Here is an 11256-nt window from a genome sequence, read left to right on the forward strand (position 1 = left end):
AAGTCGGTTCAAAAATAACAGAAATCAGTAATTTAGAATTAATAAAAATAATATTATTTCTTCATTGTTTTCAATAAAGAATAAGCCATGTAGGATATATAACCGAATAAAATGCTGGCATATATTATGTTAAATATCGTATTGAATTTATCATCTTCCATAGGGAAGAACAGATTGTAAATAATGAAGCCAGCAATCAATATGGCGAAGATGATAAGTTGTTTTTTCATACTAGAAATTTAGAGAATAAGTTCTTCTTCTTTTATGGTTGACCGGTCCGTAATCCTGCCAGAGTAATTGAATGCTTTTGTTTTCTTCCAGTTCCGGATTCGTTTCCAGGTATTTAACTCCTTTTTTCTTGAAAATATCAAATATTTCCTTGAAGATGATAGAGGTAATTCCTCTTCTCTGATAATCGGGATGAATACCGATCAGATAGAAATTAGCCCTGTCGTTTTTTCTTCCGGCTTTAAAAAAATGCCACCATCCGAAAGGAAGTAATTTACCTTTGGATTTTTGTAGAGCCTTGGAGTAAGAAGGCATTGTGATAGCAAATGAAACCAGATTGTTGTCAGCATCTACAATACAAACGATATAATCTTTGTCAATAAGTTTGAAGTATTTTTCTTTGTATGTTTTGCGCTGCTCGTCCGAAATAGGGGTATAGGTGGAAAGATGCTTATATGTTTCATCAAGAAGATCAAACATCGGATCCACATAATCAAGGATTTCTTCTTTGTTTTTAAATCTTAGAACTCTGAGCTGATATTTTTGTGAGATCAGTTCATTGAACTTAAGTATTTTTTCCGGTAAAGAATCCGGAAACATAATTTCAAATTCTACCCATTCTTTTTCTTTGGTTAATCCAAGTTTTTCAAGATGTTTAGGATAATACGGATGATTGTAAATTCCAATCATGGTTGCGAGTTTATCAAACCCCAAGGTCAGCATTCCTGCTTTATCGAGATTGGTAAAGCCCATCGGCCCTTCAATAGTGTGAATGTTATGTTCTTTCGCATAATCTATAGCTGTTTGTATCAATGCCTGAGAAACTTCATGGTCGTCAATAAAATCAATCCATCCGAAGCGGACTTTTTTTATTCCAAGTTCTTTTTCTTCTTTATGATTGATCATCACTGCTATTCTTCCAACAGTCTTATTATCTTTTACAGCGAGAAACTGTTTGGCTTCAGAATATTGGAGCGCCGGATTTTCGACAGAATTCCAGATGTTTATTTCATCATTGATGAATGACGGAACAAAGTATGGATTGTTTTGATACAAATCCATAGGGAATTTCACAAATTGTTTTAATTCGTTTTGAGATTTAACTTCAAGAATTGAAACTTTAGACATATTTTTTGAAGGGTAATTTGACGGCAAAGATAATTAATAAAATGCAATACTTTGGCACAGTTTTTATATCTTGTAGAGTAAAAATATTTACAAAATCTAATAAAAAATGACGGGCTATTACATTATAATTGGGATTTCTATGCTTGTAAGTTGGTGGGTCTCTTCGAGATTAAAGTCCAAATTTGAGTACTATTCCAATGTTCATCTGAGAAATGGTCTTTCTGGAAAGGAAGTGGCGGAAAAAATGTTGAGAGATAATGGAATTCATGATGTTCAGGTAACTTCGGTTCCGGGAAATTTAACAGATCATTACAATCCTGCTGATAAGACAGTGAATCTTTCAGAAGGTGTTTATATGCAGAGGAATGCAGCAGCGGCGGCAGTGGCAGCCCATGAATGTGGGCATGCAGTACAACATGCTGTAGGATATTCCATGCTTCAATTACGTTCAAAATTGGTTCCTATAGTGAATATCAGTTCTAATCTTATGCAGTTTGTGATTCTTGCAGGATTAGGGGTGATGGCTGCTACGAGGACTATTGATAATCCTAATGGTAATACTTTGGTACTTGCCATTGGTGTCATTATGTTTGCTTTTACCACTCTTTTTGCTTTTGTCACTCTTCCTGTGGAATATGATGCGAGTAACAGGGCAATGAAATGGTTAAAGGATACAGGAACAGTAACTTCCGAAGAATATGTGGGAGTTAAGGATAGCCTTAAATGGGCTGCACGTACTTATGTAGTGGCTGCTATTGGTTCTTTAGCTCAGCTTTTATATTGGGCTTCTTTATTAATGGGAGGAAGGAGAGATTAATTTTTAATCTTTAAACTCGAACGATATATTCTGCATTTCGGACAACTTGTCCGAAATGTTTTCTTTTAGAGAAGTTTTTAAAGATGCGGTAAGAATACAGTTTTCATTGGCATCAAAATTCAATACTTTAGCATCTACTTTGGAAAGTAGAGTGAAAATAGTATTTTGCTGGCTGAAATTGAACTGGATTTCTATTTCGGATTCTAATTCCTTTGTAATGATATGGGCTTCTTCCAGGGTAAGCTTTGCGGATTCCTTATAGGTTTTCACCAAACCGGAAACTCCTAATTTGGTTCCTCCGTAATAACGAACCACAATGACCAATACGTTAGTGATCTCATGTGCTAAAAGTTGATTGTAAATAGGTAGCCCTGCACTTCCCGAAGGTTCTCCGTCATCATTAGCACGATAATTTTCCCCGCTTAATCCTATTCTGAAAGCATAACAGTGATGAGTAGCTTTCGGATGTTCTGATCTTATTTTTTCCAGAGATTCCTTGAGTTCCTTTTCATTATTCACAGGATAAGCGAATCCTATAAACTTACTTCCTTTTTCTTTTATCAGAGTGTTTTCAACGGGTTTTTGTATGGTCTTATATTCAAACTGCATCTATCTTCCCAATATGTTTTTATGAAATTCTATACGGTTATCACGGTAATCTCTTACTTCGGATGCTAAGCTGTGAAATTCGGGCTTTCTTGTTCCGTTAATCAGTTTTAAATGATCGTTTTTAATAATTACCGCTTCATCCCATAGCCCGATGTTGATGAATTGCTGTAGGGTGAAGCTTCCTCCTTCAATGATGATAGACTGTATCTGTTCTTTGTATAATACCTCCATTAAATCTGATAAGAAATTAATCCTGTCGATTTTGATATAGTGGATATGTCCTTTTACTTCTTCTTTAAGGGTGTTGAGGACGATGGTGCGTGCTTCGTCATTATAGATACTCGTATTTTTTCCTACTTTAAGGTCAAAGTCGATTAATACTCTTATAGGGTTCCTTCCTATGAGATTTCTGACGGTAAGGCTGGGATTATCTGTAAGGGCGGTTTGTGTTCCTACTAAAATAGCATGTTCATCAGCTCTCAGCTTATGTACATACTGGTTGACTAAATCATTGGAAATAGCAGTAGGTTTAAAATCCTTATCAAAAAATCCGTCTCCTGATTCAGCCCATTTCAGGATGATGTAAGGTCTCTTTTTCTCATGGTAGGTAAAGAATCTTTTATTAAGCTGGATGCACTCTTCTTCTAAAATGCCGGAAATGACTTCTATACCTGCATCCTGAATAATTTTTTTTCCTTTGCCGTTTACTTTATCATGGGAATCCATAGCCCCGATCACTACTTTTTTAAACCCCAGTTCTTTTATTTTTAAAGCGCAGGGAGGTGTTTTTCCATAATGTGCGCAGGGTTCCAGAGAAACGTAAATAGTAGATTCCGGAATAAGCTCTGGATTTTTTACAGAATTGATAGCATTAATTTCTGCATGGTTTTCGCCGGCTTTATGATGGTATCCTTCACCGATAATGATGTCGTTATGAACGATAACACTTCCTACCAAAGGGTTAGGGTAGGTATCTCCCAATGCTTTTTCAGCAAGTTCAATACATCTTTTTATATATAGCTCGTCTTTCATATTATGAAAAAAGCGAAGACAAATTGCTTTGCTCCGCCTTTTTAAGTTTTACATTTTTCTATTCTCCGGCAATAATGCTGTGAAGGTTTTGTTTCAGACTCTCCAGATGTGCTTTCTTGTCATCAATAGTATTATAAGTGTCTCTTAAAAGAGGGTTTTCTCTTGACGGATTGTTAAAGAAAGAAAGGTTGGTTTCAAGTTTTACAATTTCACCCTCAAGGTCTGAAATCTGATTCTTGATTTTTCTTGCTTTATCTGTTAATTGATTTTCAGATAAGCCTTCTTCTTTGAGCTCAAGTTCATTGATTTTATTAAGTCTTAATTTTTCTCTTAATGTTTTATTAAACTCGGAGTTGATTGATATTTTATCTCTTGGAACTTTTCCTATATTGTTCCAGGCTGTTTTGATCTGTTCTATTTTTTCAATGCTTCCTTCTTCATCGGAAACATTTTTCAATTCATCAAGAAGTTCTTTTTTATGCTTGTAATTTTCTTTCCAGTTATCGGTAGAAACATTACTCTTCTCTCTGTAATTATTGAAGAAAGTGTTGCAGGCTTCACGGAATTCATCCCAGATTTTATTGGTCATGCTTTTGGGAACATGGCCTACTTTTTTCCAGTCTTCCTGTAGTTTTTTGAAGAGAGGAACAGTGATTTCCCAATCTTCGGAAAGCATATTGTCTTTTGCAGTCTGGATCAGCTTCAGCTTTTCTTCCAGATTGGTTTGCTGGGAGCCTTTCAGTGATTTATAATAGCTGTTTTTAGTAGTGTTGAAACTCCTTAGCGTAATTTTAAAGTCATTCCAGTTCTGATTGGATAATTTTCTAGGAACACTTCCCGTTTTTAAGAATTCGGAGCGGAGATCTTCTACTTTTCTTATGGCATTCTGCCAATAGTTGTGGTTTGGATTTTCACCAGGTTCAGAAAGCTTCTTGATTTCAGCAATAATTTTGTTTTTCTTTTCAAGATTAGCATTTTGCTCTGCTTCTATGGATGCTGAAAGTTCAGATTTTCTTTCATGAATTTTATTGGAAATTTCCTTGAATTCTTCCCATGTTTTTTCACGGAATTCTTCTGCTACAGGTTCTGCTTCTTCTTTCCAAAGTTTATGAAGATACTGTAATTCATTTAATGCTTTCTGGATTACAGGTTCGTTTTCAAGTTCTTTGGCACGGGCAATAATATGCTGCCTTTTTTCAAGGTTGTGACTGTATTCCTGTTCTAAAAATTCTTTATTTAAATCCAGCATTTGGTAAAACTGGTTTAAATGATGGAAATAATTATTATTAAGGATTCTAAATTCCGATTTGGCAACCTGTCCAGCATTGGACCAGTCTTCTTTTATTTCTCTGATGGATTTAAAAAGATTGGTTCCTGGTTCAGAATTGGTATAAAGATTTTTAAGTCTTTCAATAATATTCTGACGATGTTCCAGGTTTTTCTTCTGCTCTTCTTCCTGACCTTTCTGGAAAGTATCGTATTTTTCTTTAAAAATATTGATTAGAGCAGAGAATCTGGATTGTAGAGGATGTTCATAACTGAAATTTTCAGGGGCATTACCTGCGTCTACATATTCGTGCTTTTTATCTTCCACTTCATCATGAATATGATGATTTGCTTTTTCTTTTAACTGATTGAATTTTTTGGAATTTTCACCGGCATCCGGAGAGTTGATGATTTTTTCCATTTCCTTTAAAGCGTCAGTCAAAGAGATATCATTGTCCAGATGATCCTCTTCTGAGCTTTCCGAATCATCATTCTGGGCACCTTCATTACTGGAAACAGTCTTGTCTGTCTCTTCCTGAGATACTTCTGTAGAAACTTTATTTTCTTCGTTTTCAGAAAGGTTATTTTCTGTAGTCATAGCAAATCTTTTATGAGTGGCGTAAATATCTAAATAATGACTAAAAAGCCAATTAATGCACTAATTTATGTTATTTTTTTTGATTATTCCAAATTTCCCAGGCTTTTTCTGCTTGTTGCTCGAGCATATAATAGCCATTTACAGTCTTTGCTCCTTTTTCTGCAGCATTAAGAATGAACTGGGTGTAATTGGGATTGTAAATCAGATCAATAACTAAATGTTCATTGGAAATACCATCAAAAGGGAACTGAAGACAATCTTTTACATTGGGAAATGTTCCCACTGGAGTACACTGGATGATAATTTTATGCGCTTTGACTGTTTCTGTAGTAAGATTTTCAAAATTAATATCCGATTTTCTGGAAATAGTCTTGGATGGAATATTATTCTTATCCAGGGCATATTTTACCGCTTTGGCAGCCCCTCCATCACCTAAGATTAGAGCGGTTTCCTGATGAGGCTTTTTATGAAGCAATAATGTTTTTTCAAATCCGAAAGCATCGGTATTGTATCCTGTTTTCTTTCCATTTTCAATAAGAACACAGTTTACAGCACCTATTTTTTCAGCTTCATCACTTAGCTCATCCAGGTAATCAATTATCTTTTCCTTATAGGGAATGGTTACATTAAAACCCATCAGATCAGGAGTAGAGAATAGATTTTCAACTTCTTCAATTTCCTGAAGATCAAAAATATCATAGGAAAAAGAATTCAGCATTAACCGTTGAAATTTATCCTCAAAGAATTTTTTAGAAAACGAATAGGAAATATTGCGTCCGATCAGCCCTAATTTTTTATTGGAATCCATACATCAAAAATAAAAAAAAGACCGGATAAACCGGTCTTCAATTTGAAAATATTTTTGGGTTATTCTACTATGAATTTTGTGGATGTCTCATCGGTTTTCAGAATGTAAATCCCCCTTTGAAGTCCTTTCAGGTTAATCCTGTTGGAATTTTTGAAAGGTTTCGTGATGATATCAATCAGTTTTCCGGAAAGATCATAAATCTCCGCTCTGGAAATTTTACTTAAGTTTTCCCCTTTTACGAAAAGTTCATTATTTCTTACCGGATTAGGATATATGGAAAAAGCAGATTTGTCTTTGGCCGATTCTGCGATTCCAAGCACTCCGTTACAAGACCAGCTTAGGTCATCCATTGCCACTCTGTTACTTGAAGATGGATTAATGATCTTAATGGTGTAATTTCCTGTCACATTAATGTTGTTGATGGTAGTGGTTGTTACCGTAGCACTGTATGGAATAGTTCCTACTATATTACCATTGATTTCAACATTCAGGTTTCCTGCAGTTCCTGTATATTTCAATTGGGTGGTTAATGTAAGACTCTGTATTCCTCCTGAAATACTGGTACTTGACAATTCTCCATTTCTGATGGTAATCGCTCGGTTATTGATAGTTTCATCAGTTCTTGCAGAGGTTGCTGTCCATGTAATACTATTATTGGTCCATGTTCTTGTCGTATAATTATTCGCATTAGCAGGCATAGTCTCAAAGTTTTCGCTACCACAGCTTCCTCCTGCTGGTTCATTCAATGTGGTTTCAGTTACGATATTACTTTGAGGTGATAAGTTTCCTGAAGCATCTTTCGCAATGACATAGAAGTCATAGGTAGTAGAAGGTGTTAAACCTGTCACTGTTGCAGTTGTTGTTGCAACAGTAGCTTTTAATGTTCCGTTGGCATATACATCGTATGCTGCCACACCTACGTTATCTGTTGCAGCTGTCCAGCTTAGGGAAACTGAATTATAAGTTGTTCCGGTGGTAATCAGATTGGTCGCAGCTGTCGGAGCCTGGGTATCAAGTGTAATATTACCCCAAACTTCATCTACGAATAACGGATTATCGATATAAGGGTTTCTGTTCCCCTGGTAAACAAAGGATGCATTATTTCTTGCAATTTCTTCCGCAGATACCGGATCGAGTGCATTCCATGCCAATAACTGATTCAGTTCCCACGTCTGTAATCCCGGATATGCAGTAATTCCTAACATATTTCCGGTTCCGTTGGTACTGGTGAAATCGGTTAATTGAGTTTCATATCTTGTTACAAAATAGAAAATCATTCTGGCAATGTCCCCTTTGAAATTGTCAATCGGCTCGAAAACTGTTCCGGCATATCCTGTAGAAGCAGAATTGCCCAGCCTTGAACCGTTTAAAGAAGTGAAGGTTGCTGTTCCTACTACTCCAAAAGGATAGTTACTTCTCTGTCCGTTTACCTGATAGTCGGTAGCACGGATAAAATGGATGTCAGACTTCATGGGAAGAGCTTCACCGAAAAGACTTTGCGGAACGATATGCTCTCTGTTATAACATGTTCCTTCGGGACCGTTAACACTTCCGCACTGATTTACGGAAAACGTATAGTTGTAAGGATCTGTTCCTGTAGGATTTTCCGAATAGATGTCAAGTACTGTCCCGTCGTTTTCATAGAAATTATCAACATCGGTAGTTTGATAGGCTGTCCATAGATCGGCATAAGTATGCTGAACGTGTCCGTTGGTGATGATCTGATTGAGTTTGGACTTTAAAGCGGCTCCGTTTAAGCCTGCTGTACCGTCGTAATATCCTGCTGGAAGTTGACCTGTCTGGGCATATGCATGAATGAATGCAACGCCCGCTAATAAAGAAAATAGAATTCGTTTCATGATTAAAATTTGGACGGTAAAAGTACAAAAATAAGGAGGGGAACTATATTAATTTTTGATAATATACTCCTTGCTTATTTTGGAAAAGAACCATGAAATAGCGAATCCGAAAACGGATGCAGTAAGGGCTACAATAAGGTAGTTTTTACCTACAATTTTTACAGGGAATGGCAGTAATTCGTTAGCTTTGAAAAATTCCGTATGTAATTGGAATTCACATAGAACTGTTCCTAAAATCAAACCGGTAATAATTCCGGAGATCACAATAAGAATTCCCGTATAGAAATATGTTTTTCGTAAATGGCTTAAAGGAAAACCTAATGAGATCAAAGATTTTGCTTGTTCTTTTTTATCAAGCTGCAGAATGATAATAGCTCCGGCAAGATTAAAAGTAGTAATAAAAATGACTAAAGCGAAGATGAGATAAATGAATAATTTCTCTGTATTGATCATCTTCCAGAAAGCAGCATTCTCTTCTTCTTTGGTTTTTACTTCTATGTTTTTTCCAAGAGCGGACAAGAGTTTTGCCTTTACTGAATTGGTGTTTTCGGGATTTTTAAGCTTGATGACAATAGTATAAGCTGAATTTTTAGGTAAACTGAGTAATTCTTCCGTCAGTTCAATAGGAGCGATGATATAACTGTCCAGTTGATCATTTCCGGGGAATACTCCGGTTACCAGAATATCTTTTTTGTTATAAATATCTTCTTCTTTATTAATGATCCCGGTTCCGGGCTTCGGCATGAATACAGTCGCGTAATCGCGGGAAGAAGCTACCGGAATAGATAATCTGGTATCCAGGGAATTTTCCATCAATACTTCATTGGAATACTGAAAACTTGGATAGGTCCCGTAAAAAATATTTTTGTCTATTGGATTTACCTTTGTATAAGCGGAATCTACTCCCCTTAAATAGGCAATATCTCCTTTTCCGTTATAACTGATATAAATTTTTTCTTCAATAACACGGGAAAAGCTGCTGATCTCAGTATTGTTTTTCAATACATTTTCAACCTTGCCTAATTCCTTTAAGGTTTTACCTGAAGTACTTTTAATTGTTAAATCAGCATGAAGATTGGATATCAGGTCTTTATTGAGGTCTTCTAGTCCTGAGAAAACAGAAATGATTACAAACATTGCAGCTACGGCTACCGTCATAGCCCCTACAGCCAACCAAGTGATGAAAGTAACGGCAGTACTTCCCTTTTTGGCTAAAAGGTATCTCGATGCGATATAAAATGCAATGTTTCTCAACTTCTACAATACTGGATTATCACCTTCTCCTCTCAATTCTCTTTCCAGTTTTTCCACATCATCAAGGGAAGTGTCCAGATAAAAGTTAAGTTGAGGAATAACACGTACCTGCTTAGCCATTTTCTGACCGATAAAGTTTCTGTACTGTGCTTTATTTTCTTCTATTTCCTTCATAATGGATTTTCGGAATTCCTGAGGAAATATGCTTAAATAGATTTTAGCAATACCCAGATCAGCGGTTACTTTTACATCCGAAACCGTTACCAGAAAATTCTGCAGACTATCTGCCGCCTGTTTGCGGAACAGCTCTGCGAAATCCTCCTGTATGATCTGTGCTACTTTTCTTTGTCTGTTACTTTCCATAAGTGGTGCAAATTTAGTATTTTTGTTTGAATTGCTGATTTGAAAATTGGATTACTGTATCAAATTTACAGTTAAATTTATATAAATTATCTATGAAATTAGAACATATTGGTATAGCAGTAAAATCTTTAGGAATTTCTGACGAACTTTTTGAAAAACTATTGGGAAAGTCATCTTATAAAAAAGAAAGTGTAGAGAGGGAAGGAGTGATTACTTCTTTTTATGCCGCCGGAGAAAGTAAAATTGAATTGCTGGAAGCCAGTAAAGAAGAGAGTCCCATCTCTAAATTTATAGAAAAAAAAGGGGAAGGAATCCATCATCTTGCCTTTGGAGTGGAAAATATTTTAGCAGAGATCGAAAGATTAAAAAAAGAAGGGTTTCAGTTTATCTCCGAAGAGCCGAAAGAAGGTGCTGATAACAAATTAGTTGTCTTTCTTCATCCTAAATCCACCAACGGAGTTCTGGTAGAACTTTGTCAAGAAAAGCAATAAAAAATTTTGTAGTGAAAGAATTTTTACTATTTTTGCAAGCACAAAATTCAACCAAGTTTTGAGGTCCTATAGCTCAGTTGGTTAGAGCACCTGACTCATAATCAGGTGGTCCCTGGTTCGAGCCCAGGTGGGACCACAATAAATCAAGCACTTACAAAAATGTAGGTGCTTTTTTTGTATTTATTCTCTATTTCAGGGTATTGTAATATTGTCTTGATTGTAGCACTTCAATTTGCTGTGAGGACTCCAAAGAAATTCTTATTACAGCTTATGGATTTTTAGGTTTTACAAAAGTCTTTTTCAGTGATGAAAATCTATTCGAAGATAACTTCATAAAAAAATAAAGTATCCTAGCATTCTGAAGTTGAAATTAAAGTTTCTTCTCAACAAGGAGATTCATTTTACATAATAAAAAAGTTTTAAAAAATACAGATTCCCATAATGGTGATTAAAAAGTAATTCGTAAACTTGTTCCTATGGTAATCACAAAATTAACTATTAACAATTCAAATTTAACATTATGAAAAAGTTATTATTAATTGCTGCTATTGGTGTAGTAGGTGTAGCAAGCGGCAAAGGATATGTGGAAAAAGAAGTAGATTCTAAAGCAAAAGAAGTTACAGTTACTAAAAACACTAAAAAGGTTAAGAAAATAGCGAAAGTTAAGCAAGTACAATGTGGAGTTTTTCAGGCAAGCTGTACGTCTGCATATACATGCCAGGATTGGACTAGTGATCAATGGATTCACTGGATGGAACAGATTCAAGAAAATTATTGTCAGCTATAGCTGTGTATATTATAAC

The 11256-nt window shown here is 35.6% G+C and carries 12 protein-coding genes and 1 tRNA gene; 4 read left to right on the forward strand and 9 right to left on the reverse strand.

Translation table 11 applies throughout. The annotated features are described in order from the left end of the window. Positions 1–53: 53 nt before the first annotated feature. Positions 54–230 (reverse strand): hypothetical protein, encoded by a 177-nt coding sequence (locus tag Q0A18_RS04790; RefSeq protein ID WP_292009035.1) that lies wholly within the window; start codon positions 228–230, stop codon positions 54–56. A 1-nt stretch (position 231) separates the two neighbouring features. After that, the gene (locus Q0A18_RS04795; protein WP_292009036.1) at positions 232–1356 is read right to left on the reverse strand and encodes a GNAT family N-acetyltransferase; all 1125 of its coding nucleotides are present in this window, start codon (positions 1354–1356) and stop codon (positions 232–234) included. A 106-nt stretch (positions 1357–1462) separates the two neighbouring features. Between Q0A18_RS04795 and Q0A18_RS04800 the strand changes: the two genes are divergently transcribed. Further along, the gene (locus tag Q0A18_RS04800; RefSeq protein WP_292009037.1) at positions 1463–2173 is read left to right on the forward strand and encodes a zinc metallopeptidase; all 711 of its coding nucleotides are present in this window, start codon (positions 1463–1465) and stop codon (positions 2171–2173) included. Positions 2174–2176: 3 nt separating this feature from the next. Here the strand turns inward: Q0A18_RS04800 and Q0A18_RS04805 are convergent, their stop codons facing one another. The 7 genes from Q0A18_RS04805 to rbfA all read right to left on the reverse strand — a co-directional run bounded on the left by Q0A18_RS04805 (position 2177) and on the right by rbfA (position 9962). Beyond that, positions 2177–2782, reverse strand: coding sequence for a YigZ family protein (locus tag Q0A18_RS04805; RefSeq protein ID WP_292009038.1), 606 nt, complete (start codon positions 2780–2782; stop codon positions 2177–2179). Next, positions 2783–3814 (reverse strand): bifunctional diaminohydroxyphosphoribosylaminopyrimidine deaminase/5-amino-6-(5-phosphoribosylamino)uracil reductase RibD, encoded by a 1032-nt coding sequence (ribD, locus tag Q0A18_RS04810; protein WP_292009039.1) that lies wholly within the window; start codon positions 3812–3814, stop codon positions 2783–2785. It abuts the gene before it with no gap. Positions 3815–3872: 58 nt separating this feature from the next. After that, positions 3873–5678, reverse strand: coding sequence for a DUF349 domain-containing protein (locus Q0A18_RS04815; RefSeq protein WP_292009040.1), 1806 nt, complete (start codon positions 5676–5678; stop codon positions 3873–3875). Positions 5679–5748: 70 nt separating this feature from the next. Next, the gene (gene aroE / locus Q0A18_RS04820) at positions 5749–6486 is read right to left on the reverse strand and encodes a shikimate dehydrogenase (protein WP_292009041.1); all 738 of its coding nucleotides are present in this window, start codon (positions 6484–6486) and stop codon (positions 5749–5751) included. Between the two features lie 59 nt (positions 6487–6545). Next, entirely contained in the window at positions 6546–8345 is a 1800-nt protein-coding gene (locus Q0A18_RS04825; RefSeq protein ID WP_292009042.1) for an endonuclease, read from the reverse strand. 48 nt (positions 8346–8393) lie between these two features. Then, the gene (locus Q0A18_RS04830) at positions 8394–9599 is read right to left on the reverse strand and encodes an ABC transporter permease (RefSeq protein WP_292009043.1); all 1206 of its coding nucleotides are present in this window, start codon (positions 9597–9599) and stop codon (positions 8394–8396) included. Positions 9600–9602: 3 nt separating this feature from the next. Next, the gene (rbfA, locus tag Q0A18_RS04835) at positions 9603–9962 is read right to left on the reverse strand and encodes a 30S ribosome-binding factor RbfA (protein WP_292009044.1); all 360 of its coding nucleotides are present in this window, start codon (positions 9960–9962) and stop codon (positions 9603–9605) included. A 92-nt stretch (positions 9963–10054) separates the two neighbouring features. Here rbfA and mce point away from each other — a divergent pair, with 92 nt between their 5' ends. The 3 genes from mce to Q0A18_RS04850 all read left to right on the forward strand — a co-directional run bounded on the left by mce (position 10055) and on the right by Q0A18_RS04850 (position 11240). Then, positions 10055–10453: a methylmalonyl-CoA epimerase gene (gene mce, locus Q0A18_RS04840; protein WP_292009045.1), complete on the forward strand. Its 399-nt coding sequence runs from the start codon at positions 10055–10057 to the stop codon at positions 10451–10453. 62 nt (positions 10454–10515) lie between these two features. Further along, positions 10516–10589 (forward strand) — tRNA-Ile (locus Q0A18_RS04845). A gap of 384 nt (positions 10590–10973) precedes the next feature. After that, positions 10974–11240: a hypothetical protein gene (locus tag Q0A18_RS04850; RefSeq protein ID WP_292009046.1), complete on the forward strand. Its 267-nt coding sequence runs from the start codon at positions 10974–10976 to the stop codon at positions 11238–11240. Positions 11241–11256 lie beyond the last annotated feature (16 nt).

The organism is Chryseobacterium sp. (assembly GCF_022712095.1).
Lineage (GTDB): Bacteria > Bacteroidota > Bacteroidia > Flavobacteriales > Weeksellaceae > Chryseobacterium.

Coding starts and splice junctions, on each gene's coding strand:
- Q0A18_RS04790 (WP_292009035.1), bottom strand. CDS start 230: ATGAAAAAACAACTTATCATCTTCGCCATATTGATTGCTGGCTTCATT.
- Q0A18_RS04795 (WP_292009036.1), bottom strand. CDS start 1,356: ATGTCTAAAGTTTCAATTCTTGAAGTTAAATCTCAAAACGAATTAAAA.
- Q0A18_RS04800 (WP_292009037.1), top strand. CDS start 1,463: ATGACGGGCTATTACATTATAATTGGGATTTCTATGCTTGTAAGTTGG.
- Q0A18_RS04805 (WP_292009038.1), bottom strand. CDS start 2,782: ATGCAGTTTGAATATAAGACCATACAAAAACCCGTTGAAAACACTCTG.
- ribD (WP_292009039.1), bottom strand. CDS start 3,814: ATGAAAGACGAGCTATATATAAAAAGATGTATTGAACTTGCTGAAAAA.
- Q0A18_RS04815 (WP_292009040.1), bottom strand. CDS start 5,678: ATGACTACAGAAAATAACCTTTCTGAAAACGAAGAAAATAAAGTTTCT.
- aroE (WP_292009041.1), bottom strand. CDS start 6,486: ATGGATTCCAATAAAAAATTAGGGCTGATCGGACGCAATATTTCCTAT.
- Q0A18_RS04825 (WP_292009042.1), bottom strand. CDS start 8,345: ATGAAACGAATTCTATTTTCTTTATTAGCGGGCGTTGCATTCATTCAT.
- rbfA (WP_292009044.1), bottom strand. CDS start 9,962: ATGGAAAGTAACAGACAAAGAAAAGTAGCACAGATCATACAGGAGGAT.
- mce (WP_292009045.1), top strand. CDS start 10,055: ATGAAATTAGAACATATTGGTATAGCAGTAAAATCTTTAGGAATTTCT.
- Q0A18_RS04850 (WP_292009046.1), top strand. CDS start 10,974: ATGAAAAAGTTATTATTAATTGCTGCTATTGGTGTAGTAGGTGTAGCA.